The organism is Thermoanaerobacter brockii subsp. finnii Ako-1 (assembly GCF_000175295.2).
Taxonomy (GTDB): Bacteria; Bacillota; Thermoanaerobacteria; order Thermoanaerobacterales; family Thermoanaerobacteraceae; genus Thermoanaerobacter; species Thermoanaerobacter pseudethanolicus.
On the sequence record NC_014964.1, the window covers coordinates 1,337,079 to 1,362,500 of the forward strand.

The following is a 25,422-nucleotide window of genomic DNA, read 5'->3' on the forward strand; positions in this document are numbered from 1 at the left end:
TTTATTTTTTCACTTAAAATATATGTTTACATAGTAACCGGCTATTACAAGAAAAATTCCTAAAAAGATCATCCACAACCAGTAAGGAATATACATAACAAATATCAATACACCCAAAGCCATCAATATATATCCCAGCGAATAATTCAATTGCCTATTTAATCGCTTCAGCTTATAAAAAAATTTATCCATAAAAACACCCCTTCCCTCTTTAGTTACTATATACTATTCATTGGAAGGGGATTTTGAAACTATTCTCTTGGCTTTATCACTAATAAAAGCCCTTCTTCTATCTCTATTGTAGCTTTATTATCTGTAAAAACATTGCTTATACCGTAAGGCATCTCTAAATCCATACTTTGACCTGAAAGACCATAAAACAAACCTTTAGTGTATATTCCATTTACTTCCTTTGAATAAGGCAGTAAAGATAAAAGTTCTCCTTTTTTACCTTCAACCTCTATAAATTTATTAATCAAATATATTTCATTCATTTCATTTACAATTTTACCCTTAATATTGCGTTTTAGGAGATACAACAAAAGTGAAAGATTTGCATAAGAATGGTCAATCCTTTCACCAATTACTCCTATAAAAGTGATTTCTCTTGCACCTAATTCTATCGCTTTTAACATTGCCAGTTGTGTATCTGTCTCATCCTTCATGGGTGGATATTTTTCTATCCTTACCCCCTCTTTTTCATAAAATTCTAAAACTTCTTCTTTTATTGAATCTAAATCTCCCACTATTAAATGAGGTTTTAGTTTCATTCGGTAGGCATGATTTGCTCCACCATCTGCACATATAACCATATCTGCATCTTTTATCAGCTTTTTATAAAAATTATAATCTTTTATATCCCCATTAGAAATAATTAAGACCTTCATTTTTCTACTGCCTTTCTAAATTCTTTTATAGTTTGTGCAGGATTTGAAGACTCAAAAATTGCAGAACCAGCTACAATTATATCAGCTCCTGCCTCAACCACTTCCTTTACATTATAAAGGTTAATTCCACCGTCTACCTCAATTTCAAAGTTTAAGCCTAAATCTTCTCTCATTTTCTTTAATTCTTCAATCTTTTTAAGCATTGAATCTATAAACTTTTGTCCTCCAAATCCAGGATTTACTGTCATAATCAAAATCATGTCAACATCCTGTAATATATATTTTAAAGTTTCTAAAGGTGTGGCTGGATTTAAAGAAACCCCAGCTTTTTTGCCGTAGCCTTTTATTTTTTGTATTGTCCTATGCAAGTGTATACAAGCCTCTTGGTGGACAGTTATAATATCCGCTCCTGAATTTGCAAACTCCTCTATGTACAAATCCGGATTTTCAATCATCAAATGGACATCAAAAGGAAGAGAAAAAAATTTTCTAAGGGACTTTACAACTACTGGTCCAATAGTAATATTTGGAACAAAATGGCCATCCATCACATCAATATGTAAAAGGTCAGCATCTTTTTCTATCTTTTTTATATCCTCTAATAAATTCGCAAAATTTGCAGATAATATTGAAGGAGCTATTTTCAATTTTTAGTACCTCCTCTTCTCTTTTTCCTTTAATTCTTTAAGCAGAGAAAGATAACTCAAATACCTGTTTTTATCTATTAGCCCTTCTTTCACAGCCTTTATAATATTACAATCTGGCTCATTTACATGAAGACAAGAAGAAAATTTGCATCCCCTTTGAAGCTCTAAAAATTCTCTAAAATAGTATCGAAGGTCTTGAATATCAATATCTAATGTCAAAGCAGTAAAACCAGGAGTATCTAAAACATACCCTCCAAAATCAAGAGATAAAAGTTCTACACTTCTTGTTGTGTGTCTACCTCTTAAAAGCTTTTCACTGACTTCCCCTGTCTTCAGTTTTATATTTGACTGAATAGAATTAATCAAAGAGGACTTTCCTACTCCAGAAGGACCTGCAAAAAACGAAACCTTGTCTTTTAAATAAGATTTCAGTTCCTTAATTCCATCTTTTGTTACTACGGAAGTAGTCACTGCTTTATATCCTATTTTCTGATAAATAGTCACCAAATCAAAAGCCTCTCTATCCTCTTTTAAATCCACCTTATTGATACAAATTATAGGCTCAATATCATTGCTCTCTGCCAAGACAATCATTTTATCTAACAAAACTCGATTAATCTCCGGCTTGGCAATAGCAAAAACTATTATCGCTTGATCTACATTAGCAATAGGGGGCCTTATAAGTTCATTTTTTCGAGGTAAAATGTTTAAAATATACCCCTCACTATCGTTTATCATTTGAATTTCCACAATGTCACCTACTAAGGGAGTAACATTATCTTTTCTAAATTTTCCACGAGCACGGCATTCTACAATGCCGTGCTCTGTGGCTACATAATAAAATCCAGCTATTCCTCGTACAATTCTTCCTTCTATCCTTGTCAATTAAAATCTCGCCTCCACTGTACTATACACTTCTCCATCTATATCCACCTCAATTGTAGCTTTACCTTTATATGCCGTTACAGGAACAGTAAGGGGGCTTTCTTGATAAGTGTGTTCATCAGAATATACTAAATTCTTTTGCTCATTTTGTATTACATATACATCCACTTTCATAGTACCCGGTTTGTTGGGCAATTCAATAATAACATTTTTAGTTCGTTGTTGTAAAGAATCTTGAGGCATCTTGCTGACAATTAAATCTATCGGACTTCCCTTTTGAACCTCACTGTTTGGAGGAACACTTTGCTCTAAAACTACATTTTCTGGCACATCAGTTGTCTCTTTATAAATGACTTTACCTAATTTTAAACCAGCATTTTCTAAGGCAGTTGTTGCTTCCTCCAATGTCATATTAACTACGTTGGGCATTATTGCCGGCTGTTGACCTTTGCTAACATACAGATCAATCACTGTGTTATATTCTACCTGTACTCCTTGTCTTGGATTTTGGTCAAAAACATATCCTCTAGGAAACTGGTCATTGTATTGTTCTATAATATTTGCTTTGAGGCCCATATTCTCAAGAATATTTTTAGCCTCTAAATAATCTTTGTTTATAACATTAGGCACCACAACAACTTGCGTACCTTTACTAATCACTACATAAACTGTAGTTCCAGTTTTTACTACACTCCCTTGTGGAGGGTCTTGAGATAAAATAGTATTTTCAGGTTTATCGCTATACCGCTCTTCACTTATCTCCATCTTTAAATTATGGTCTGATAGAATTTTACTTGCTTGGTTTAAGGACAAACCAACAACATTTGGAACCACAACATCGCTCACTTTAAAAAAGTTATTGAGGACGTATATGGTACCATAAGACAAAGAAGCCAGTAGCAAGAGAATTAATAAAACAGTTGCTATTCTCTTTATGACGTTTCGCCTTTTCTTTTCTTTCTCCTTTCTTTGTGCCGCTCTCTTTAACTCTTCTACATCTTTAGAAGGAATCACCCGTGTTTTTGTGTTTTCCTCTTCTTTGAAGTTTAGTTCTTTAGGGTTTCGCAAAAAAACATCTAGGTCCTTAAGAAAATCTGCTGCAGTTTGATACCTTAGATTTACATCTTTTTGAGTAGCTTTTAAAACTATTTGATCTAATTCTTTTGGTACTTTGTCATTTAGCTTTGAAGGAGGAATTATATCTTCTTGAATGTGTTTTAAAGCGACAGAAATAGGACTGTCTCCCTCAAAAGGCACTTTTCCTGTTAACATTTCATAAAGGACAATTCCTAAAGAGTAAATATCCGTCCTTTCATCTACTATTCCACCCCTTGCCTGTTCAGGCGAAAAATAATAAGCAGTTCCTACCACATCTCCGGTGTAAGTTATAGTAGAACCATTAGCAGCTCGTGCAATTCCAAAATCAGTAACTTTCACCACATCGTCGTCAGTAACAAGAATATTTTGAGGTTTTATATCTCTGTGAATTATTCGATTTTTATGGGCGTGATCCAGGGCTTTACAAACTTGTCGTGCTATTTCTATTGCTCTACCTACTTCTAACGGTCCTCCATTTTCACTTATAAGCTTTTTTAAAGTACGTCCCTTTACATATTCCATCACAATGTAGTAAATATCTCCTTCTTGTCCAACATCGTATATACTCACTATATTAGGATGAGAAAGACTTGCCGCTGCCTGAGACTCTCTTCTAAATTTTTTCACAAAATCCTCATCTGCTGCAAATTCAGGCCTCAAAATTTTGATTGCCACTATTCTGTTAAGGAGATGACACTTTGCTTTGTAAACCTTAGCCATTCCCCCTGCGCCAATTTTCTCTAATATTTCATATCGGTTACCTAATATACGTCCAATCATGATGTCACCTCCTTAACAGCGATAAGAGTTATATTATCGTATCCGCCGTTAGCCTTTGCAATATTTACTAAATTAATACAGGAGGTATTTATATCTTCATTTTTAGTAAATTCATCTAAAATTTGTTGGTCTGTCACCAAATTAGTAAGCCCATCTGTACACAAAAGTAAAATATCCTCTGGCATAACAGCGTCATGGAATATATCGACTTTTACTTCCTCATCAACTCCCAAAGCCCTTGTTATTATATTTTTTTGAGGATGAATCCGGGCTTCTTCATGAGTTATTTTACCCATTTTTACAAGTTCTTCTACAAAAGAATGGTCTTCTGTAATTTGCTTTATGCTGTTATCTCTTATCAAATAAGCCCTACTATCTCCAATATGTCCTATAAAAAAATGATTTTTTTCAAAAAATAACAAAGTAAGAGTAGTACCCATCCCTGTCAATTCACATTCTGAACAGGCTTGAGAATAAACAATTTTATTAGCATATTTAATTGATTTCTCTATAAAACCTTCTATAGAGGAAATTCCTCTATCCTGTAGCTTAAAATAATTCTTTTTAAAATAATCAACAATGGCTTCAACTGCAGACTTACTTGCAATTTCACCCCCATTATGGCCTCCCATTCCATCAGCCACAATAAACAGTGGCAAATCTTTTTCTTCCGAAGCATAATAATAATCTTCATTTTTTTCTCTTACATTGCCAATATCAGTTAGGGCAGCTGCAATCATAAAAACCCTACCTTTCCTTTAAATACTTTCTCCTCAGCTGTCCACAGGCAGCTTCAATATCGCTACCCAATTCCCTTCTCACCGTACAAGATATCCCTGCATCTTCAATAATTCTTTTGAACATCATCACCTTTTCATTGTTTGCCTTTTTAAAACCTATTTCTCTTACGTAATTAATAGGTATTAAATTAATATGACACAACATACCTTTTAATAAATCAACCAATTGATACGCATGTTCTTTTTTATCATTTACTCCTTCAATCAACGAATACTCAAAGGTTATCCTGCGCCTTGTTTTATCTACATAATATTTACAAGCCTTCATCAATTCCTCTAATGGATAAGCTTTATTTATTGGCATTAGTTGAGTTCTCAATTCATCATTAGGAGCATGTAATGAAATAGATAAATTCACCTGTAGTTTTTCATCTGCAAATTGATAAATTTTAGGAACTATTCCACAAGTAGATATAGTTATATGTCTGCTGCCTATTCCTAAACCGTGGGGGTTATTCACTATTTTTATAAATTTCATCACTTCATCATAATTGTCAAAAGGTTCCCCACTTCCCATCAAAACAATATTAGAAATCTTGCCATAGTCGCTGTCTATAGCCATAACTTGGTCTACCATCTCTGAGGCTTTTAAATCTCTAACTTTACCTCCAATAGCAGAAGCGCAAAAGCTACATCTCATATTGCATCCTACTTGAGTAGAAACACAAGCAGTATTTCCAAATCTGTATTTTATGGCAACTCCTTCGATGATATTACCGTCTTCTAGTAAAAAAAGGTACTTTACTGTGTCATCTATCTCAGAAACCCTTCTCTCTTCAATTTTTAATTGGGAAACATAAGCAATTTCTTTTAATTTTGAGCGCAAATTCTTAGAGATATCTGTCATCTGATCAAAATCTGTCACTTTTTTGCCATAAATCCACTTGTAAATCTGCTTAGCTCTATATCTACTCTCTCCAATATTTACAAAGAATTCTTCCATTTCTTCTAATGTCATGTCTTTTAAATTGTACAACTCAAATTACCTCCGTGTTCATTTAAGATTAAGATTTGTCCCTGTCAAGAATCAGTAGGTAACTTATTTAGCTGACATTTAGCACAGACTAACTCCCCTATTTTATCCTTCTTAACTTGCTTATAAAAAAGCCATCAATTTCATGTTCTAAAGGTGTAGTTTGTACATATCCTAAAGAAGCAGTTTCAATGTTTAATCCACTTGGCATCTCAGCTTTTATATCAACCAATTTAAAATCAGGGTGTTCTTTTAAAAATTTCATTATTACATTTTGATTTTCTTCCTTTCCTATGGTGCAGGTACTATACACTAAAAATCCACCTTTTTTTACATATTTTGAACTGGAATCTAATATTTTATATTGAGTTTCAATTAATTCTGAAATTTCTTTTCTCGTATAATTCTTTAACTTAATATCGGGTTTTTTCCTGATTATACCGATACCTGTACAAGGAACATCTGCTAAGACTTTATCAGCCTTTTCCAGATATTTTTTATTGACAAAAGTAGAATCAAAGGCCTCAGTTTTTACATTTGTAATTCCTAATCTTTTACAATTTTCTTTTATCAATTCCAATCTATGCGGGTGCAAATCAAAAGCTACAACTTTGCCGTTATTTTTCATCAATTGTGCTATATGAGTTGTTTTACCACCAGGAGCAGCACACACATCTATTACTGTTTCTCCTTCTTTGGGATTTAAAATTTTAGAAACCAACATAGAAGCTTCATCCTGAATGTAAATAAAACCTTCTTTGTACAATTGATGACTTTCAGGGTTTTTAATATATATATACAATGCTTCTTCTAGATAATAGCCTTTTTTATAAGCTATACCGTCAGAATCTAATAGCCTTTTCAAATCTTCAATATCAATTTTTAGAGTATTAACCCTGTAGCAAATTTCAGGCCTTTCATTTAAACTTTTTAAAAGCGCCTCTGCCTTCTCTTCATCGTAATTATTTAGTAATCTTTCCACAATCCAATCAGGATAAGAATATGTTACCTTCAAATATTGCTTTAAATCCCTCTCTTTATCAGGGAAAATTACTCTTTCTTTCTCTCTATCATAGTTTCTTAAAACTGCATTTATAAAATTTGCTCTCTTTATCCCTAATACTTTTTTAGCTATATTAACTGTCTCATTTATAGCAGCATAAGAAGGAACTTTGTCCATGTACAAAAGCTGGTATAATCCCATTTCAAGAAAAATCATAGTTTTTAAATCCGGAGCCTTCTTTACAAAAAAAGAAAGTATAAAATCTAATGTGTACTTTCTTTCAATAACACCAAATACCAACTCTTTAGTAAAACCTCTATCTATTTCTTTTAATTCTTGTCCTTTTAAATGCTTATTAAAAGAAATATTCGCATAAGCTTCTTTTGACAACACTTCTTGAAGTATTTTATAAGCTATTTCTCTTGGTTTCATTTATCGTATTTTTCTCCTTTACTCTCTGCTATTTCTTATAATAATCAATCTCAAAAGTTGCATAATAGAAACTAATGCTGCAGCTACATAAGTCAAAGCAGCAGCTTGTAAAACCTTCCGAGCGGGTTCAATATCTTCTCTTGTAAAAAGCGCATTTGATTGAAGAAGCGCTATTGCTCTATTGCTTGCATCAAATTCTACAGGCAAAGTAATAACCTGAAAAAGCACTGCTGCACTAAAAAGAAGTATACCTATATTTATCAACTGTAATCCTGGAGCACCCATGAAAAATCCTAAAATTACTAAAGGCCAAGCTAAATTAGCCCCTAAATTAGCTACAGGAACAAGACTGTTTCTTACAGTCAAAGGCACATAACCTTTCGCATGTTGTATCGCATGCCCTGCTTCATGGGCAGCTACTCCTATTGCAGCTATAGATTCACTCCCATAAACAGATTCAGAAAGTCTTAAAACTCTTGCTCTTGGATCATAATGGTCAGTCAAATTGCCCGGTACCCTTTCAATTCTAACATCATAAAGCCCCATACTGTCCAATATCTTTCTCGCTACTTCCTCTGCGGTATATCCATATCTATTTCTGACACGAGCATACTTGCTAAAAGTGCCCTGCACCTTAGCTTGTGCATACATAGCAAATATTAAAGCAGGTATTAAAAGTATTATTGTAGTATCCCAAAACATATTATTCACCCTCCATTTAATATTTTTTTTATGGTCTCTTCAATCTTTGATACCTCTACACGAGTATTAAAACATGGCCCATTAGGTCTCTCATTTATTATACCATACACAGGGATTTGCTTCACATCCTGCATGCCGCTTGTCAAATCTCTTTCACAAGCAATCGCTATTATAACCTTTGGCTTTGTGTCCTTTACTACTTTTCTTGCTAGAGTACCTCCTGTAGCAACTGCCACATTTACGCCATATTTCTCCTTGAAATTTACCAAATCATTGATTTGGCACTTTCCACATCGTCTACAATTATCTATATCATAAGTCACTTTAAATTTACAGCCGCTGTATTGTATGCAATGAGGTGCCAATATCAATATGTCTTGTGGAGCATATCTCTTTATATTTTTATTAAACAAAAAATTCTTTATTTCAATATAAGACTGCTCTACCTTTTCAATTTTTAAATCCAAAACTCTTGCTACAAATACCACGAAGGGATAAAAAAGATCTAAGAAATTTGCTATGAAAGAGCTTAAAAATTTGTTAGATTTTTTACTGACCACCACATAAAATGTTGCTCCAATAACAGCTACAATTAAAGCCATCAAAAAGAGAACAAAAATCATTAACGTAATAAGTAGATATTTGTAAAGTTCAATTCTACCTCTATTTATTACGTATAAAATTCCCAAAACAACTAAAGTAAAAACCAAAAAGGTAACTGCCAATATCCCCAAAAAAATTCTTTTTTTCCCCTTCAAAAGTAATTCTCCTTTTTAAATTATCTAAAGATTGTCCCTTCAGGTATATTGTGACCTATTAAATATTCCCTAATACCCATTTTTTTAGAACCTTCTTGTTGAATTTCTACTATCTTTAGGGCGTCTTTATCGCATTTCACAATTAAGTCGCCTTTTGACTTTAAAACTGTTCCATTTTCTTCATTCCCATTGTATTCAACTATCTCGCCTTTCCAAATTTTTAACATTTTATCTCCATAAAACGTGTAACAACCAGGCCAAGGTTTCATTCCCCTTATCAAATTTCGGATTTCTTCTGCCGTTTTGTTCCAATCTATATGTCCCATTTCTTTAGTAAGTATTGGTGAATAAGAAGCCTCCTCTTCCCGCTGTTTCACGGGAGTCAAACTGCCTTTTTCTAACCCTTTTAACGTTTCTATCAAAACTTCTGCTCCTAATCGAGAAAGCTTATCATGAAGTGTTTCCGCATCATCTTCCTCTAAAATAGGAATAGATTTTTTGATAAGCATATCTCCTGTATCCAATCCCTTGTCCATAAGCATTGTAGTAATACCCGTTTCTTTTTCACCATTTATTATAGCCCAATTAATTGGAGCGGCTCCTCTATATTTTGGCAAAAGAGAGGCGTGGACATTGATACAACCATATTTAGGAAGAGTCAAAATCTCTTCAGGTAAAATCTTTCCATAGGCTACAACAACTATGGCGTCAGGATTTATCACTTCTAATCTGTTTAAAAACTCTGGGTTGTTTTTTATTTTCTCCGGCTGTAAAATTTCTACTCCTTTTTGCAATGCCACTTCTTTGACAGGAGAAAAGCTAAATTTCATTCCTCTTCCTTTCTGTTTATCTGGCTGCGTAACCACTGCAGCTACATCATATCCTTCTTCAAAAAGCTTTTGCAAAGAGGGGACGGCAAATTCAGGCGTCCCCATAAAGACAATTTTCAACAAGTCATACCTCCTTAACCTGTTCTTTTTCTTCTTCATCTAAAAATCTTATAGCCTTATCTATAAACAAAACCCCGTTTAAATGGTCTATTTCATGGCATAAAGCTCTTGCCAGTAAATCCTCTCCTTCAATTTCCCTCTCTTTACCTTCTCTATCCAAATATTTTACCTTTACTTTTTTAGGCCTTTTAACCTCTCCTACTACTCCCGGAATACTTAAACATCCTTCGGCCCCTACTTGTTCTCCTTCTTCATATACAATCTCAGGGTTTATAAGCTCTAAAAGACCTTCTCCCACATCTATGACAACTAACCTTCTCAACACTCCTATTTGATTAGCAGCCAATCCTACTCCATCGTTGAGATACATAGTTTGTGCCATATCCTCTAATATAGTCAAAATATGAGAATTTATCTCTGTAACAGGTTTTGCTTTTTTTCTTAAGACCTCATCTCCAATTTTTCTAACATACCTTATTGCCAAAATAAATACCTCCTTAAATTTACATTATACTCAAAGGGTCAATGTCTACAGCTATCCTTATATCTTTAGAATATTTCATCTTTTGAATTTCTTCTGCTATCTCCGTCAAGATGTCTCTATCTTCACTTTTTAAAATGACCTGCCATCTATATCGGTTGTTTATTTTACTTATAGGAGCTGGAGCAGGTCCTAATATTTTATTATAACTCTTATTTTGAAGTTTGTTAATAAGCTTTTGACAAGTTAAATAAGTGCTTACAGCAGTATTTTTAACCTCTTCCTCCTTTTCTCCTGATACCACTATATTCATTAGATGTGAAAAAGGAGGGTATCTAAAAATTTCTCTGTATTTTATCTCTTCGTTGTAAAACTTCACATAATTTTGCTGTTTTGCAGTAACTATACTATAGTGGTCATCTTCATAGGTCTGTATTACTACTCTTCCAGGCTTTTCACCTCTTCCTGCCCTTCCAGCTACCTGAGTGAGCAGCTGAAAAGTCCTCTCACTGGACCTAAAATCAGGAAGATTTAAAGTTATATCTGCAAGTATTACTCCCACCAACGTAACATTTGGAATGTCAAAGCCTTTAGATATCATTTGCGTACCGATTAGAATGTCTGCCTTACCATTTCTAAAGTCATAAAAAATTTTCTCATGAGACCCTTTTTTTCTTGTGGTATCTACATCCATCCTCAAAACTCTTGCATTAGGAAAAAACTTTTTTATGTCGTTTTCTACCCTTTCGGTCCCTATGCCTAAATACCTAATCCTTTTACTTCCACATTTAGGACATGTATCTTTCATAGTCTCCTCATAACCACAATAATGGCAAACCAATTTTTTATCTTCAAAATGATAAGTTAAAGAAATATCACAATTAGGACATTTAGGCACATAACCGCAATCTCTGCAGGAAACAAATGAAGAGTATCCTCTTCTGTTTAAAAAAAGAATAGTTTGCTCTTTCCTTTTAAGATTTTCTTTTATATAGGAAAATAATTTGCGACTAAATATTGAAGTATTTCCGCTTGCCAATTCCTCACTCATATTGACAACTTCTATCTGCGGCATAGAAACATTAATCCTTTTTGTAAGTCTTATAAGTTTATATTCTCCTTTATTAGCTTTATAATAGGTCTCTAAAGAAGGAGTAGCACTGGCCATAACCAGAACTGCTTTTTCTATTTCACACCGCTTTTCTGCCACTTCTTTAGCATTATATTTAGGTCTTAAGTCTGATTGTTTGTAGGTGGTCTCATGTTCCTCGTCAATTATAATGAGGCCAAGATTATTAAAAGGAGCAAAAACTGCATTTCTCACACCAACTACTACGTCCACTAAACCATTTTTTACTTTTCTCCATTCATCAAAACGTTCTCCCGGTGAAAGGCCACTGTGAATTACAGCCACTCTATTGCCAAATCGACTCACAAACCTTTCAATAGTCTGAGGCGTCAATGAGATTTCTGGTACTAAAACTATAGCGCTTTTGCCTATTTTTATAGCTTCATCTATCAATTGAAGATAAACTTCAGTTTTGCCACTTCCTGTTACACCAAAAAGCAAATATTTATCAAAAGTGCCTGTCAAGATAGACCTTTTAACCTCTTCTACAGCTCTTTGTTGTTCTTCTGTCAATAATAGAGGCTTAGTTTTTTCAATATCTTTTACACTAAATCTCAATACTTCTTCCTCGTAAATTTCTATATACCCTTTATTTTGTAAACTTTTTATAACTCCATAGTCTATATTGAGCACCTTGACAAGCTCAGAAAGCCTAATAGGACTTCTATTTTTTAAATATTGTAATATTTCGTATTGCTTTGGCGCCTTTTTGGAAAGCTGTGAAGGTATCTCATCAATATTTATTTTCACAACCTTTACTTTCTTTTCCCCTTGCTTTATCCCTACAGGCATTATAGTCTGGAGAGCTTCAGAAAAATAACATTTATAATAATCCTTCATCCACTTAGCCAGTTCAATCATTTTTTCATCAAATATGCTATAGCTGTCTAAAATCCTATGGATATCCTTTATTTTATCCACTGAATAAGACGCCTTGTCAGTAATACTTATTACATATCCCTCTATAAACCTATTATTAAAGGGGACAGATACCCTCATCCCAATTTTTACATTCATTCCTTCAGGAATACGATAAGTATATACCCTGTCAGTATTAGAAGATTTAATGTCTACAACGACCTCGGCAAACATGGCAACCTCCGCCTGTTAAATATTTACCAAATAAAAAAAGCCGAAAGGCCTTACAACAATTTAGCTATTTCATCTAATATCACATGAGAAGCTTCTATCTTTGTCATCAAAGGATACTCCTTTACGTTTAAATCTCTATCTATGATTTTTATTATATTCGTGTCTACTTCAAAACCTGCTCCCTTTTGAGTTACATCATTTGCAACTATTAAATCCATATTTTTCTCCTTTAACTTTCTTTGTGCATATTCTACTAAATTAGTAGTTTCAGCAGCAAAACCTATCGAAATCTTGTTTCCTTTTTTCTGTCCTACTTCATACATTATGTCTGGATTTTTAACTAATTCAATAGTTAATTTCTCTTCATCTTTTTTTATCTTTTCTTTTTTCATCTCTTTAGGTCTGTAGTCAGAAACAGCTGCAGCCCCTATGACAATGTCTACTTCATTAAGGTGCATCATGACAGCATTGTACATATCTACCGCTGTTTCTACAGGAATAAAAGTCACATCTTTAGGTACCTCTATATAAGTAGGCCCAGAAATTAAAATCACTTGTGCCCCTCTTTCCACTAAAGCTTTTGCAATCTCATAGCCCATTTTACCCGAAGAGCGATTTGTAATGTATCTTACAGGATCAAGAGGCTCTCGAGTAGGCCCTGCTGTTACTAACACCTTTTTCCCTTCAAAATCTCTTTTTTTCTCATTGTCCAATAACTCTAAAATAGCTTTTTCAATCTCCTCTACATCAGCCAATCTTCCTGCGCCATAAGTTCCACAAGCAAGCCTTCCGGCAGCTGGCTCCACAAATAAAAAACCATATTCTTTTAAAATTTTAATATTCTTTTGAGTCACAGGATTGGTATACATGTTTGTATTCATGGCGGGAGCAATTAGTACAGGACTCTTTGTAGCAAGAATAGTAGTAGTTAACATATCGTCTGCAATCCCATGAGCAATTTTAGCAATAATATTTGCGGTTGCAGGAACTATTGCAAATACATCAGCTTTTTTTGCTAAAGAAATATGCTCAATTTCCCAATATTTCCTATCCTCAAACATATCAACAACTACTTTATTGTTAGTTAAAGCCTCAAAAGTGAGAGGATTTATAAAATTTGTAGCTTCCTTTGTCATTATGACATCCACATTTATGTCTTTTTTTACGAGTCGAGATGTAAGGTCTGCAGCTTTATAAGCTGCTATACCTCCTGTAACCCCTAATACTACATTTTTTTTGCTTGTATTCATTTCAACACCCTCTATTTTATTCCATATTTTTTCGGTCTTTGATAAGTAATAAGTCCATTGTTTACTTCTTCTGTAGCAATTGTTACAGGTTTATCAGAATCTATGTCTACTAATTTAGTGTCACCAGCAATAAGCTGTCTTGCTCTTTTTGCAACTAAAGAACACAAAGTATATTTGCTATCTACTTTTTCCATTAAATCTACAATTGATGGATATAAAATCATACCAACCCCTCCTTGATTTCTAAGTACAAATCCTTATTTCTATCAACTCTGCATTTCTCTGCAATAATTATAGCTTTAATTTTTTCAACCGCTTCTTCTACACTATCATTTATAACTACATAATTGTACCTGGAAACATAGTTTAATTCCTCATAAGCACTTTTAAATCTTTTTATTATCTCCTCTTCTGTCTCTGTCCCCCGTTTTTTAATCCTATTTTTTAATTCTTCCATTGAAGGAGGCAATATGAAAATAAACACTCCTTCTGGAAACTTCTCTTTTATTTTTAAAGCTCCTTGAATATCTATCTCTAAAACTACATCATTTCCTTCTTCTAAATTTTTTAACACGAAATCCTTCGGTGTTCCATAGTAGTGGTCGTATACCTTTGCCCATTCTAAAAAAGAATCATTTTCTATCATTTTCTCAAATTCCTCTTCCGATTTAAAAAAATAGTTTTTCCCTTCTATTTCCCCGCTTCTTGGCTGACGGGTGGTGGCAGATATACTCAATTTTAAATTTTTCTCTTTTTTCATCAAGGCTTTGCATATGGTTCCTTTTCCTGCCCCTGAAGGCCCAGAAAGCACAATAAGTAACCCTTTTTTCTTTTTCGACAACACAAATTCCCCCTACTCTTCCTCTTCTTCTTCGTCTTCTTCTAAAGTGTCCTCTAATATCTCTTTATTTGAATTGAGACGATTAGCTACGGTCTCTGGTTGAACAGCAGAAAGTATTATGTGGTCACTATCAGTTATTATAACTGCTCTTGTTCTTCTACCATATGTAGCATCAATAAGCATACCTCTATTTTTTGCCTCTTGAATTATTCTTTTTATAGGTGCTGATTCTGGACTGACTATTGCCACCAATCTATTCGCCGAAATTATATTGCCAAAACCAATATTTATTAATTTAATCGACATACTTTTTCCTCCCTACTCAATATTTTGAACTTGTTCTCTAATTTTTTCAATCTCATTTTTCAAGTCAATGACTTTGTTAGAAATTCTATAGTCTATTGACTTTGAAGCAATCGTATTCGCTTCACGATTCATCTCCTGAACTATAAAATCTAATTTTTTGCCTATAGAACCTTCTTCTTTTAAAGAATCTTTAAATTGAATAATATGGCTTTTAAGCCTTGTTATTTCTTCAGCAATACATGACTTGTCAGCAATAATTGCTATTTCCATTGCCATCCTATTAGGGTCTATATCTACCCCCAATTCTCTTATACGCTGTTCCAATCTTTTTCTATAATCTTCTACCATTACAAAACTCAAATCTTCAATCTCTTTTACTATATCTGAAATTTTGCCCATTCTATTAACTATATCATCGTATAATTTTATACCTTCTTTGTTTCTCATGTCAATGAGGTTATTAATAGCTTCTCCCAATGGCAGTTTTAATAACTCCCATATTTCTTCTAAATCCAAATCCTCATTCTTTACCCTGATAACTTCCGGCAGATACACTAAATCACTTACCTTTATAAATCCTTCTAATTCAAATTTAGACTTTACATCAGTAAAAACTCTAAGATATTCTGACAAAAGATTCTCATCAATTTCTATAACATTAATACTTCTTTCATACACTTCAAAACCAATATTTAATTCTATTCTCCCTCTCGCAATCTGCTTTGAAACAAATTCTCTCACTTTTTCTTCAAGTCCACTTAAAAGTTTATTCATCCTGCAATTTATGTCTAAAAATCTGTGGTTTAAAGATTTAATTTCCACAGTTATATAATAGCCTTTTTCCTTAATCTCACCTCTTCCATAACCGGTCATGCTTTTTATCATCATATCACCTTTTTCTTATTATAGTCAAATTCTCTCTGTATTAAACTAAAGCTCTATCTCGCCTCTAAAGACTTCTTCCACACTTCCAGATAAATAAATACTATTGTCATCCAGCCATTCTACTAAAAGTTTACCACCTTTAAAATGGACATTGACATTTCGCTCCGTCTTACCTAAAACTGCTGAAGCTACTGCAGAGGCACAGGCACCACTTCCACAGGCAAGAGTAAGCCCCACACCTCTTTCCCAAGTCCTTACAGAAATATTTTCTTTATCTTCTACTTTTACAAAATCCACATTTGTACCTTGAGGAAAAATGGAAGATTTTTCAATTTTAGGACCTAATTCTTTAATCATATTTTCATCTAAGGATTTTACAAAAACAATAGTATGAGGCACTCCTACTCTTATAGAAGTTAATTTATAAACTTTCCCATCTATTTTTACCGGCTCATTTATAAATTTTTGCTTATCAGTTTTTACAGGTATTTTATTAGCCTCAAAAATAGGACTACCCATGTAAACTTTTACACTTTCTACTTTCCCATTTTCTACAAAAACTTCTGGCATAATCACTCCCGCTAAGGTTTCCACTGCCATTTTCTCTTTTTTTACTATCCCTCTTTCATAAACATATTTTGCAAAACACCTAGAACCATTACCGCACATTTCTGCTTCGCTACCATCTGCATTAAAAATCCTCATCCTAATATCCGCAATTCCTGAAGGCTCAACGACTAAAAGACCATCCGCCCCTATACCAAAATGCCTATCACAAAGTTTAATAGCTAATTCACTATAATCTACATTTTCTCGAGCCTCAATTACTATAAAGTCATTTCCCAATCCATGCATTTTAGTAAATTTCACCTATATCACTCCATTTTCTAATCTTCAAGGATATTATAACACAAAAAAGGCTAATTTGGTTAGATATTTTAAGAAAATGTGAGGAAAACAATCATAAAACGATCATAAGGCCAATAGCAGCCAAAACTCCCATAATTCCGCCAAAATAAAAAGGTGCAGTTACTCCCAATGTATCCCAAAGTATTCCCGCTATAAAAGAAGCCGGTAAAAGGCCAATGCCTGTAAAAGTAGCATGAAGCCCTATAACTGTACCTTTTAAATGAGGTGGAGAAATCTCCGCAACTAAAGCTTTTTCAACACCCTCAGTCAAAGCGATGTACAAACCATAAACAGAAAATAATATCCACATAGCACTTTTAAAGCCAAAAACAGCAAATCCCAAATACACTATTCCGTAAAGGAAATAGCCGATGATGAGAAGTTTCTTTCTTCCTATTTTATCCGACAATCTTCCCATAGGATACGAAAAAATCATATAAACTATGTTGTACACCAAATACAAAAGTATAACATCCGAATCGCTAAATCCCACATTTTTCGCCCTTAAAAGCAAAAATTGATTAGAGGAATTACCCAAGGCAAAAATTAAAATAACTATTAAAAACATTTGAAGGCGTCTATCAAGACTTCTCCAAGAAAATGAAAGCTTTTTTGAAAGTTGATTTGTTACTTTGCTTTCCTTAGCAAAAAACAGCACAAAAACTCCTAAAAAAGCTGGTATTAAAGAATACATAAAAACCGCCTTATAATTCCCTTTGTAAGAAGTCAAAAAATAATAGGCTAAAGCAATTCCAATCGTTGCCCCTAAGGTATCCAATGCTCTATGAAGTCCATATGCTCTTCCGATCTTATCTTTATCTACAGCTTCAGCAATTAAAGCATCTCTCGGGGCTGTTCGTATTCCTTTTCCAAATCTGTCACTAGTTCTACCTAAAAACACCCATCCCCATGAAGTAGCAAAATACAAAAACATTTTTCCTATAGTGGAAAAAGAATATCCAGCTATAGCTAAAGGTTTTCTTTTACCTACTTTATCAGATATGTACCCTGAAAAAACTTTAAGTATGCTAGCTAAACTTTCTGCAAAACCTTCAATGATACCCACTATTGCCGGGCTTGCCCCCAGTTGAGAGGTGAGAAAAAGTGGAATCAAAGGATATACCATTTCAGTAGATATATCTGTAAGAAGACTTGTCAACCCCAAAATAATTACATTTAACAATTAAAATGCCTCCCTTCACTCTTTATTATTTTCATAAACCAATGAAGCAAAATATTCAAAGTCTCGACTGGCTTTTTCTAATAAATCCTTAACCTCTTTTTTCATTTCACACTCAAACACATCTCTTTGGGCTACTTTTTCAAACCACTTATATAACTTATTCAACTCATCTTCATTTTCCTCTAATTCTGCAAAAGTAAAATTTTTTCTTGCTATCTCTTTTTCAATCTCTTTAAAAAACTCTTCACATTGTTCCTTTATTTCACTATATTCTTCCCTCCTTTGATGATTAAATTGTTCTATCACATCCTTCTCTATTTCTTCATCAAGGGCCACTACTTCAAAGGCTTTAAAATCTCCTCCAAAGCCTTTAATTTCATCCTTTAGCTTCTCTATTTCTTTTAAAAACCTTTCCATGTAAGGCACAATACATACAGACTGTTGTAAATACAAAGCGCCAATTTTTTTTATTCTTCTCCATATAGTAACCCTAGCTGTTGACGAATCACTTGGGACCTTATACACAAAAAGTAACCACTTCAACTTTCCACCTCCTCTATCTTTCTTTCTCTTGCTTTTCAATTTTCTACTTATGGCAATTAAACTTTAATTCCTATTTTTACATCTTGTTTTATTGTAACAAATGTTACAACTAAAATCAATACAATCAATTTTTCACTATTAAACCCTTCGATTTCATGGTATACTTTTTATATACAATAAAATCTGGAGGTTATACTATGGCTTTGGACGGCATAACTTTACATGCAATAATAAAAGAACTAAAAGAAGAAATTATTGGTGGAAGAATTGATAAAATATATCAACCTGAAAAAGAAGAATTAATCTTTATAATACGAAATAAAGGTAAAAACTATAAACTGCTATTGTCTGCTAATGCAAATTATCCAAGAATATATCTTGCAGAAGAAAATAAAGAAAATCCTGCTGAGCCTCCAATGTTTTGCATGCTATTGAGAAAATTTCTTCAAAGCGGCAGGATAATAGATATAAAACAAGTAGAATTTGACAGAATAGTAAAAATCGACATAGAAACAAAAGACGAATTAGAAAATCAAACAATTAAAACTCTAATTATTGAAATAATGGGAAGACACAGCAATATCATATTAATTGACAAAGCTACTCAAACGATAATAGATAGCATAAAAAGAGTATATTCCGATATGAGTAAAGTAAGAGAAGTACTACCTGGGAGGCAATATGTCTACCCACCACTGCAGGAAAAGTTAAATATAAATAATCTCTCGCTACCTTCTTTTAAAGAAGCTGTTAATAACTACAAGTCAAAAAAAATTGAAAAAACCTTAGTAGATATTTTACAAGGATTTAGCCCCACTTTGGCAAGAGAAGTTACTTTTAGATGTAATATATCTGACAGATTTGTAGAATCAATAGAAGATGAGCAAATTGAAAATCTATATCAAAACATAAAAAAAATATATGAAGATGTTTTAAGCTTAAATTTAAAACCTTGCATTGCCTTTCAGGAAAATGAAGTAATTGACTTTTCTTGTATTGATTTATCTCAATATATTACAAAAACTTTTTTCCCTACAGTGAACAAAGCTGCTTGTAAATTTTTCAGTGAAAAAGCAAATATAGTAAATTTGCAAGTAAGGTCCTCGGATTTAAGAAAAATCATCAACAACAATTTAGAAAAACTTTATAACAAATTAGATAAACTTCAACAAGAATTAAACGAAGCAAAAAATGCTGACACTTTTAGACTTTACGGCGAACTTATAACAGCAAATATGCATTTGTTAAAAAAAGGAATGGAAAGCTTCAAAACCATAAACTATTACACTGGTGAAGAAATTGAAATACCCATTGACAAAAAATATTCCCCTTCAGAAAATGCACAAAGATACTTTAAAAAATACAGCAAGTTAAAAAATGCCAATAAAATAATAGAAAAACAAATATCCGATACTCTTGAGGAAATAACTTATTTAGAAGGTCAACTAGTGAACTTGGAAAATTGTACATTACCATCAGAAATAGAGGAAATAAAAAATGAACTGTCTGAACAAGGGTATATACATAAGCAGCAAAAGAAAAAAATATCACGGCAAACTCTTTCTCAACCGTTACATGTAGTATCTTCAGACGGTTTCGACATATATATAGGGAAAAACAACACTCAAAACGATTATCTAACGTTAAAATTCGCAAATCCTAACGATATATGGCTTCACACAAAAGACATGCCAGGGTCTCACGTCATAATCAAGACAAATAACAAACCTGTGCCTGAAACAACTCTTATTGAAGCTGCAAAATTAGCCGCCAAATATAGCAAAGCGAAACATTCTTCAAATGTACCTGTTGATTATACCTTAAAAAAATACGTAAAAAAACCTTCTGGCGCAAAACCAGGTTTTGTAATATATACAAGCCAAAAGACCCTTTATGTAGACCCAGAGTAAGATGCTTTTTAGGCATCTTACTTCTTATTTTAAAGGCACACTAAATATAGGAATATATTTTCTTCTATTTTCTTGTATAACACTCTCATACAAAAAAACTGTATCTACTAAAATTGCTCCTTTTTCTTGTTTTTCAAAAAGACTATTTACTTCTTCTATGTCAATGCTTAAACGTATGTCTCTGGCAATGGTAATGTGGGAAGTAAACTTTCTTTTATCTTTTTCAAAGCCAATTTTATATAATTCCTCATCTATATTGTCATGCAGTTTATTAAGAAAGGAATTTTCTTCTGTACCTACCCACAATACTCGCATATCGCCATTTCCCTTAAAAAATCCTACTTTGTCAAATTTTATATAAAAGGGACTAATATCTTTTACTGCTACTTCAAGAGAGTCTTTTATTTTCATTACACTTTCTGTTTCTATTTCCCCTAGAAATTTTAAAGTAATATGGAAATTATCTTTATGAGTCCATCTTCCTTTTATCGTATAATTTTTTAACTCTTCCTGAAAACTTGATAATTTCCCTATTGATTTTTCATCTAAATCAATTCCAATAAACGTTCTCATAGCACTCCTCCTTTTTTCTATTTCCATGGAAATAATTGTATTAAAACTTTCATTGTCCTCCTCAAAATTATAGCAAATAGAAGCAAAAAAAATCCATCTCAAATAGACTATTGCTATATTTTTCTTGCCTCTGTTTCTGTTAGCTTTATGATTTTTTAAATAACTTACATCATGACTTTTTTAACCTATTGACAAATGTTTATGTTGATGTTATTATCTAATTAAATTGCTAAAGTGAATAATAAAATAAAAACTCTTATCGAGAGCAGGTGGAGGGACTGGCCCGATGAAACCCGGCAACCGGTGGCCGAAAGTTTTAAACATGCGGCTGCACGGTGCTAATTCCTGCAGAACGTTGAGTTCTGGCAGATAAGAGGATTTAAAAACCTCTTCGTACTGTCAGAAGAGGATTTTTTATTTTTATTTTGGGAAAGGAGGTTTTTCTATGATCTATATTAGAAATCTTACAAAAGTTTATCATTCAGCTTCAGGAAATGTTAGGGCTTTGGAAGACGTCAACCTCAACATAGAAAAAGGCGATATTTTTGGAATTATAGGTCTGAGCGGTGCTGGAAAGAGTACTCTCCTGCGCTGCATAAATATGCTCGAAAAGCCAACTTTCGGTTCAATTGAGATAGATGGTGTTGAAATGACTCGGCTTTCTCCCTCTGAATTAAAAGAAATGCGAAAAAAAATAGGCATGATATTCCAGCATTTTAATCTGTTATCATCCAGAACTGTCAGAGGCAATGTGGCTTTTCCTTTGGAGATTGCCGGGCTGGACAAAAGGACAATCGATAAAAAAGTAGAAAATCTTTTAGAGCTCGTGGGGCTTTCCGACAAGGCCGACAACTATCCTTCTCAGCTTTCAGGCGGTCAAAAACAGCGGGTAGGTATAGCACGAGCCCTGGCTAATGATCCGAAAGTTCTTCTTTGTGACGAACCTACTTCAGCGCTGGATCCAGAAACAACTCTTTCTATTTTAAATCTTTTAAAAGATATAAATAGGGAGCTGGGAATCACCATAGTTCTCATAACTCATGAAATGAATGTCATTAAACAAATTTGCAATAAAGTAGCAGTTATTGAAAAAAGTCGTGTGGTAGAACAGGGACCTCTTATTGAAGTATTTAAAAAACCTCAAACAGAAACCGCACGAAATTTTTTGAAATCTGTAACTTTATCAGAAATGCCTAAGGAATTAAAAGATAGGATTGAAAACTTGTCCCACGAACACTTGGAAGGCAAAATTATTAAAATTGCCTTTTTCGGCGAAATTACAACAGAACCTGTCATATCAAACATTATAAGAAAATTTGATGTTGACACCAATATTCTCTATGGAAACATTGACCACATCCAGGGTATGCCCTACGGTACTCTTATAGTTGAGCTAAGAGGCAAAAACGGTGAAACAGACGCTGCTTTAAAATATCTAAAAGATTTGGGACTCGACGTGGAGGTGATTGAAAATGTCTGAAACTATAAACTTGTTGCTGGTTGCCACATGGCAAACTATTTACATGGTGGCGGTGTCAACGTTCATAGCAACGATTTTCGGGGTACCCCTCGGAATCCTGCTGATGGTAACCGACAGGAATCAGATACTGCAAAACGAACTTTTAAACAAAATACTAGGCACTATTGTAAATATTTTTCGCTCTGTGCCTTTTGTAATACTTTTAATCGTGCTTATACCTTTTACACGATTGCTTGTAGGGAAAGCTATAGGGACCACCGCAGCGATTGTTCCCCTTTCGGTAGCGGCTATTCCCTTTATGGGAAGGCTTACCGAAACAGCATTAAGAGAGGTAGACCGCGGTATCATTGAAGCAGCCCAGTCTATGGGAGCTTCACCCCTTCAAATCATAACCAAGGTGCTAGTCCCCGAGGCTTTACCTTCAATAGCCGCAGGGATTACCATAACTACTATAAATTTAGTGGGATATTCTGCCATGGCAGGTGTTATAGGAGGTGGTGGGCTAGGAGATTTAGCAGTAAGATATGGATATCAGCGATTTATGCTCGACATTATGCTTTATACCGTAGCAATTTTGGTAGCTATGGTACAGCTAATTCAACTCATAGGAGATGTACTAGTAAAACAGCTGTCAAAAAATCGGTAAATTTTACTTTTTTAATAAAGGAGGAGATTGATGTGAAAAAGTTCTTAACTACACTTTTATTACTGAGCCTTCTAACAATTTTTATTGCGGGATGCGGAACAAAACAAGGACCCACTTCCGACAAACAAACCCAAAACCAGGGCGTATCAAAAACAACCATCAAAGTAGGAGCTACTCCAGTGCCCCACGCCCAAATTTTAAACGTCGTAAAACCCCTCCTCGAAAAAGAGGGAATTACTCTAGAGATTGTAGAGTTCACAGATTACGTGCAACCCAACCTAAAGCTAGCTGAAAAAGAATTAGATGCTAACTATTTCCAGCACATCCCTTATCTTGAAGATTTCTCAAAGGAGCATAATCTTGATTTAACATATATTGCTAAAGTTCATATCGAACCCATGGGTATATACTCCCAAAAAATCAAAAACCTCAGTGAGTTAAAAGAAGGCGCTACCATTGCCATACCCAACGACGCTACCAATGGCGGAAGAGCTTTGCTACTGCTGCAATCAGCTGGAGTAATAAAATTAAAACCAGATGCAGGTATTAAAGCAACAGTAAATGACATTGTCGAAAATCCTAAAAAAATTAAGATTTCCGAGCTGGAAGCCGCTACTCTGCCAAGGGTACTGTCAGATGTAGACGCAGCGGTAATAAACACCAACTACGCCTTGGAAGCTGGACTTATACCCACTAAGGATGCTCTCTTTATCGAATCAGCAAATTCCCCTTATGTCAATGTACTGGTGGTCCGCAAAGGCGATGAATCTAGGCCTGAACTTAAGAAGTTAGCCGAAGCCTTAAATTCTCCAGAAGTTAAAAAATTCATTGAGGAAACATATAAAGGTGCTGTCGTACCCGCCTTTTAAGCAGGAGGTGATTTTATTGTCAGGATCTGATAAAACTATCGGTGTCATCGCTGGTACACCAGTAGATACTCAGATGGGAGTCGATTTTATAAGAAAAAAGGGGCTTGAAGCGGTGGGAATCCCTGCCGCTTCAAGCCCCGATGAACAAAACATGCTCCAGTTCTTAAAACCTGATGCTCTCACCCAGAAGGTAATCTCTATCATAGGCGATTTCCAGAAGCAAAACATAAGAAAGGTAATGATTTACTGCAATTCTCTTTCAGCTGCAATAGACCTTGAACTTGTAAAACAAAAGTACCCTGATACCAATATTGTAACACCACTTCAAGTATACCATAGCCTGGCGTCAAGATATAAGCGGTTGGTAATCTTGGCTGCCAATGGCCAGTCCTTGAAGACTATAGAAAAAATCTTTTACGAAAATAATCCTACGATTCAAATCATCGGGGTCACTACGCTTCCAGTAATAAGGGCAATTGAAAATCTCGAAATTCCAGAAATCATCATTGATAAATTTAATCTTGCCGATTTAGTCCCTAAAAACTTCAATGCAGAGGGGCTGGTGCTAGGCTGCACCCACCTACCTTATTTGAAAGAAAAACTTGAACAAAAATTAAACGTACCTATCATTGACCCAGCAGAAAAAATGCTGGCTGAACTCTTTTTGTGAGATTAAAAACACTTGAGCATCAATTTCCGGAGATAAAAACAGAAAAGAGGTAGCCCATTTTAAAAACAGACTACCTCTTTTAAATATGTATAAAATTTTACCGGCAGCGACCTACTCTCCCGCGAAAGCAGTACCATCGGCGCTGGAGGGCTTAACTTCCGTGTTCGGAATGGGAACGGGTGTTTCCCCTCCGCTATCGCCACCGGAAATCTAGACCCTCAAAACTGCACAAAGCCTTCTCGGTCAAGTCCTCGACTGATTAGTACCGGTCAGCTAAGAGTGTTTCCACTCTTACACCCCCGGCCTATCTACCTCGTGGTCTTCGAGGTGTCTTACCCCTCTCGGATGGGAAACCTAATCTTGAGGCGGGCTTCACGCTTAGATGCTTTCAGCGTTTATCCCTTCCGAACTTGGCTACCCAGCTGTGCACCTGGCGGTGCAACTGGTACACCATCGGTTCGTCCACCCCGGTCCTCTCGTACTAGGGGCAGTGCCTCTCAAGTTTCCTACGCCCGCGACGGATAGGGACCGAACTGTCTCACGACGTTCTGAACCCAGCTCGCGTACCGCTTTAATGGGCGAACAGCCCAACCCTTGGGACCTACTTCAGCCCCAGGATGCGATGAGCCGACATCGAGGTGCCAAACCTCCCCGTCGATGTGGACTCTTGGGGGAGATCAGCCTGTTATCCCCGGGGTAGCTTTTATCCGTTGAGCGACGGCGTTCCCACTCACTGCCGC

The 25,422-nt window shown here is 34.6% G+C and carries 27 protein-coding genes, 2 rRNA genes and 1 riboswitch (1 of these 30 cut by a window edge); of the genes, 5 read left to right on the top strand and 24 right to left on the bottom strand.

What is annotated here, in order from left to right:
* Positions 1-9: 9 nt before the first annotated feature.
* The 21 genes from THEBR_RS06635 to THEBR_RS06735 form a co-directional block, all read right to left on the bottom strand.
* Positions 10-192, bottom strand: coding sequence for a hypothetical protein (locus tag THEBR_RS06635; RefSeq protein WP_003868219.1), 183 nt, complete (start codon positions 190-192; stop codon positions 10-12).
* 59 nt (positions 193-251) lie between these two features.
* Entirely contained in the window at positions 252-887 is a 636-nt protein-coding gene (locus THEBR_RS06640) for a thiamine diphosphokinase (RefSeq protein ID WP_012269387.1), read from the bottom strand.
* Positions 884-1,534 carry a ribulose-phosphate 3-epimerase gene (gene rpe, locus THEBR_RS06645; RefSeq protein ID WP_003868217.1) on the bottom strand — a complete coding sequence of 217 codons (651 nt, stop codon included), beginning with the start codon at positions 1,532-1,534 and terminating at the stop codon, positions 884-886. The genes THEBR_RS06640 and rpe overlap by 4 nt, the downstream gene beginning before the upstream one ends.
* 3 nt (positions 1,535-1,537) lie before the next feature.
* Positions 1,538-2,419 (bottom strand): ribosome small subunit-dependent GTPase A, encoded by an 882-nt coding sequence (gene rsgA / locus THEBR_RS06650; RefSeq protein ID WP_012269388.1) that lies wholly within the window; start codon positions 2,417-2,419, stop codon positions 1,538-1,540.
* Positions 2,420-4,297 (bottom strand): Stk1 family PASTA domain-containing Ser/Thr kinase, encoded by a 1,878-nt coding sequence (gene pknB / locus THEBR_RS06655; protein WP_003868215.1) that lies wholly within the window; start codon positions 4,295-4,297, stop codon positions 2,420-2,422. It abuts the gene before it with no gap.
* Positions 4,294-5,037, bottom strand: coding sequence for a Stp1/IreP family PP2C-type Ser/Thr phosphatase (locus THEBR_RS06660; protein ID WP_009052438.1), 744 nt, complete (start codon positions 5,035-5,037; stop codon positions 4,294-4,296). Before THEBR_RS06660 ends, pknB begins: the two co-directional genes overlap by 4 nt.
* 7 nt (positions 5,038-5,044) lie before the next feature.
* Positions 5,045-6,073, bottom strand: a complete 1,029-nt coding sequence (rlmN, locus tag THEBR_RS06665; RefSeq protein ID WP_003868213.1) for a dual-specificity RNA methyltransferase RlmN — start codon at positions 6,071-6,073, stop codon at positions 5,045-5,047.
* A 97-nt stretch (positions 6,074-6,170) separates the two neighbouring features.
* A complete protein-coding gene (gene rsmB / locus THEBR_RS06670; protein WP_012269389.1) occupies positions 6,171-7,505 on the bottom strand; it encodes a 16S rRNA (cytosine(967)-C(5))-methyltransferase RsmB in 1,335 nt (444 codons plus the stop codon).
* Between the two features lie 18 nt (positions 7,506-7,523).
* Positions 7,524-8,207 carry a zinc metallopeptidase gene (locus tag THEBR_RS06675; protein ID WP_012269390.1) on the bottom strand — a complete coding sequence of 228 codons (684 nt, stop codon included), beginning with the start codon at positions 8,205-8,207 and terminating at the stop codon, positions 7,524-7,526.
* A gap of 5 nt (positions 8,208-8,212) precedes the next feature.
* Positions 8,213-8,965 carry a DUF116 domain-containing protein gene (locus THEBR_RS06680; RefSeq protein ID WP_009052439.1) on the bottom strand — a complete coding sequence of 251 codons (753 nt, stop codon included), beginning with the start codon at positions 8,963-8,965 and terminating at the stop codon, positions 8,213-8,215.
* Between the two features lie 20 nt (positions 8,966-8,985).
* A complete protein-coding gene (fmt, locus tag THEBR_RS06685; RefSeq protein ID WP_013570814.1) occupies positions 8,986-9,915 on the bottom strand; it encodes a methionyl-tRNA formyltransferase in 930 nt (309 codons plus the stop codon).
* A gap of 4 nt (positions 9,916-9,919) precedes the next feature.
* Positions 9,920-10,399, bottom strand: coding sequence for a peptide deformylase (def, locus tag THEBR_RS06690; protein WP_003868208.1), 480 nt, complete (start codon positions 10,397-10,399; stop codon positions 9,920-9,922).
* A gap of 19 nt (positions 10,400-10,418) precedes the next feature.
* Positions 10,419-12,617, bottom strand: a complete 2,199-nt coding sequence (gene priA / locus THEBR_RS06695) for a primosomal protein N' (RefSeq protein ID WP_009052443.1) — start codon at positions 12,615-12,617, stop codon at positions 10,419-10,421.
* A 50-nt stretch (positions 12,618-12,667) separates the two neighbouring features.
* Positions 12,668-13,867, bottom strand: coding sequence for a bifunctional phosphopantothenoylcysteine decarboxylase/phosphopantothenate--cysteine ligase CoaBC (coaBC, locus tag THEBR_RS06700; protein WP_003868206.1), 1,200 nt, complete (start codon positions 13,865-13,867; stop codon positions 12,668-12,670).
* A gap of 11 nt (positions 13,868-13,878) precedes the next feature.
* On the bottom strand, positions 13,879-14,091 hold the full coding sequence (gene rpoZ / locus THEBR_RS06705) for a DNA-directed RNA polymerase subunit omega (protein WP_003868205.1): 213 nt from the start codon (positions 14,089-14,091) through the stop codon (positions 13,879-13,881).
* Positions 14,088-14,711, bottom strand: a complete 624-nt coding sequence (gmk, locus tag THEBR_RS06710) for a guanylate kinase (protein WP_012269392.1) — start codon at positions 14,709-14,711, stop codon at positions 14,088-14,090. Before gmk ends, rpoZ begins: the two co-directional genes overlap by 4 nt.
* A 9-nt stretch (positions 14,712-14,720) precedes the next feature.
* Positions 14,721-15,014, bottom strand: a complete 294-nt coding sequence (gene remA, locus THEBR_RS06715; protein ID WP_003869230.1) for an extracellular matrix/biofilm regulator RemA — start codon at positions 15,012-15,014, stop codon at positions 14,721-14,723.
* A gap of 12 nt (positions 15,015-15,026) precedes the next feature.
* Positions 15,027-15,899 (bottom strand): YicC/YloC family endoribonuclease, encoded by an 873-nt coding sequence (locus tag THEBR_RS06720; protein WP_012269393.1) that lies wholly within the window; start codon positions 15,897-15,899, stop codon positions 15,027-15,029.
* A 45-nt stretch (positions 15,900-15,944) separates the two neighbouring features.
* Positions 15,945-16,769, bottom strand: a complete 825-nt coding sequence (dapF, locus tag THEBR_RS06725; protein ID WP_003868201.1) for a diaminopimelate epimerase — start codon at positions 16,767-16,769, stop codon at positions 15,945-15,947.
* 91 nt (positions 16,770-16,860) lie between these two features.
* A complete protein-coding gene (locus THEBR_RS06730; protein ID WP_009052446.1) occupies positions 16,861-17,991 on the bottom strand; it encodes an MFS transporter in 1,131 nt (376 codons plus the stop codon).
* 15 nt (positions 17,992-18,006) lie between these two features.
* Positions 18,007-18,534 carry a Chromate resistance protein ChrB gene (locus tag THEBR_RS06735; RefSeq protein WP_009052447.1) on the bottom strand — a complete coding sequence of 176 codons (528 nt, stop codon included), beginning with the start codon at positions 18,532-18,534 and terminating at the stop codon, positions 18,007-18,009.
* Between the two features lie 197 nt (positions 18,535-18,731).
* Between THEBR_RS06735 and THEBR_RS06740 the strand changes: the two genes are divergently transcribed.
* Positions 18,732-20,444, top strand: a complete 1,713-nt coding sequence (locus tag THEBR_RS06740; RefSeq protein ID WP_003868197.1) for an Rqc2 family fibronectin-binding protein — start codon at positions 18,732-18,734, stop codon at positions 20,442-20,444.
* A gap of 24 nt (positions 20,445-20,468) precedes the next feature.
* Here the strand turns inward: THEBR_RS06740 and thpR are convergent, their stop codons facing one another.
* Entirely contained in the window at positions 20,469-21,017 is a 549-nt protein-coding gene (thpR, locus tag THEBR_RS06745) for an RNA 2',3'-cyclic phosphodiesterase (protein WP_003868196.1), read from the bottom strand.
* A gap of 253 nt (positions 21,018-21,270) precedes the next feature.
* Positions 21,271-21,393, top strand: a riboswitch (SAM riboswitch).
* Positions 21,394-21,462: 69 nt separating this feature from the next.
* Here thpR and THEBR_RS06750 point away from each other — a divergent pair.
* Genes THEBR_RS06750 through THEBR_RS06765 form a run of 4 tightly spaced genes read left to right on the top strand, consistent with a single transcriptional unit; the run spans position 21,463 to position 24,682 of the window.
* Positions 21,463-22,497: a methionine ABC transporter ATP-binding protein gene (locus tag THEBR_RS06750; protein ID WP_012269394.1), complete on the top strand. Its 1,035-nt coding sequence runs from the start codon at positions 21,463-21,465 to the stop codon at positions 22,495-22,497.
* Positions 22,490-23,143, top strand: coding sequence for a methionine ABC transporter permease (locus THEBR_RS06755; protein WP_003868194.1), 654 nt, complete (start codon positions 22,490-22,492; stop codon positions 23,141-23,143). Before THEBR_RS06750 ends, THEBR_RS06755 begins: the two co-directional genes overlap by 8 nt.
* A 32-nt stretch (positions 23,144-23,175) precedes the next feature.
* Positions 23,176-24,012 (top strand): MetQ/NlpA family ABC transporter substrate-binding protein, encoded by an 837-nt coding sequence (locus tag THEBR_RS06760; RefSeq protein WP_003868193.1) that lies wholly within the window; start codon positions 23,176-23,178, stop codon positions 24,010-24,012.
* 7 nt (positions 24,013-24,019) lie between these two features.
* The gene (locus THEBR_RS06765; protein ID WP_244261771.1) at positions 24,020-24,682 is read left to right on the top strand and encodes an aspartate/glutamate racemase family protein; all 663 of its coding nucleotides are present in this window, start codon (positions 24,020-24,022) and stop codon (positions 24,680-24,682) included.
* A 98-nt stretch (positions 24,683-24,780) separates the two neighbouring features.
* On the opposite strand, the gene rrf is transcribed toward THEBR_RS06765, so the two are convergent.
* Both rrf and THEBR_RS06775 read right to left on the bottom strand, forming a co-directional pair.
* Positions 24,781-24,889 (bottom strand): 5S ribosomal RNA (gene rrf / locus THEBR_RS06770).
* Positions 24,890-24,921: 32 nt separating this feature from the next.
* Positions 24,922-25,422, bottom strand: a 23S ribosomal RNA gene (locus THEBR_RS06775); it runs 2,797 nt beyond the window's last position.

What these genes read in the sequence shown, in the direction of transcription:
- THEBR_RS06635 (WP_003868219.1), bottom strand. Translation starts at nt 192, where the DNA reads ATGGATAAATTTTTTTATAAGCTGAAGCGATTAAATAGGCAATTGAAT.
- THEBR_RS06640 (WP_012269387.1), bottom strand. Translation starts at nt 887, where the DNA reads ATGAAGGTCTTAATTATTTCTAATGGGGATATAAAAGATTATAATTTT.
- pknB (WP_003868215.1), bottom strand. Translation starts at nt 4,297, where the DNA reads ATGATTGGACGTATATTAGGTAACCGATATGAAATATTAGAGAAAATT.
- THEBR_RS06660 (WP_009052438.1), bottom strand. Translation starts at nt 5,037, where the DNA reads ATGATTGCAGCTGCCCTAACTGATATTGGCAATGTAAGAGAAAAAAAT.
- rsmB (WP_012269389.1), bottom strand. Translation starts at nt 7,505, where the DNA reads ATGAAACCAAGAGAAATAGCTTATAAAATACTTCAAGAAGTGTTGTCA.
- THEBR_RS06675 (WP_012269390.1), bottom strand. Translation starts at nt 8,207, where the DNA reads ATGTTTTGGGATACTACAATAATACTTTTAATACCTGCTTTAATATTT.
- priA (WP_009052443.1), bottom strand. Translation starts at nt 12,617, where the DNA reads ATGTTTGCCGAGGTCGTTGTAGACATTAAATCTTCTAATACTGACAGG.
- coaBC (WP_003868206.1), bottom strand. Translation starts at nt 13,867, where the DNA reads ATGAATACAAGCAAAAAAAATGTAGTATTAGGGGTTACAGGAGGTATA.
- rpoZ (WP_003868205.1), bottom strand. Translation starts at nt 14,091, where the DNA reads ATGATTTTATATCCATCAATTGTAGATTTAATGGAAAAAGTAGATAGC.
- remA (WP_003869230.1), bottom strand. Translation starts at nt 15,014, where the DNA reads ATGTCGATTAAATTAATAAATATTGGTTTTGGCAATATAATTTCGGCG.
- THEBR_RS06720 (WP_012269393.1), bottom strand. Translation starts at nt 15,899, where the DNA reads ATGATAAAAAGCATGACCGGTTATGGAAGAGGTGAGATTAAGGAAAAA.
- THEBR_RS06740 (WP_003868197.1), top strand. Translation starts at nt 18,732, where the DNA reads ATGGCTTTGGACGGCATAACTTTACATGCAATAATAAAAGAACTAAAA.
- thpR (WP_003868196.1), bottom strand. Translation starts at nt 21,017, where the DNA reads ATGAGAACGTTTATTGGAATTGATTTAGATGAAAAATCAATAGGGAAA.
- THEBR_RS06750 (WP_012269394.1), top strand. Translation starts at nt 21,463, where the DNA reads ATGATCTATATTAGAAATCTTACAAAAGTTTATCATTCAGCTTCAGGA.
- THEBR_RS06755 (WP_003868194.1), top strand. Translation starts at nt 22,490, where the DNA reads ATGTCTGAAACTATAAACTTGTTGCTGGTTGCCACATGGCAAACTATT.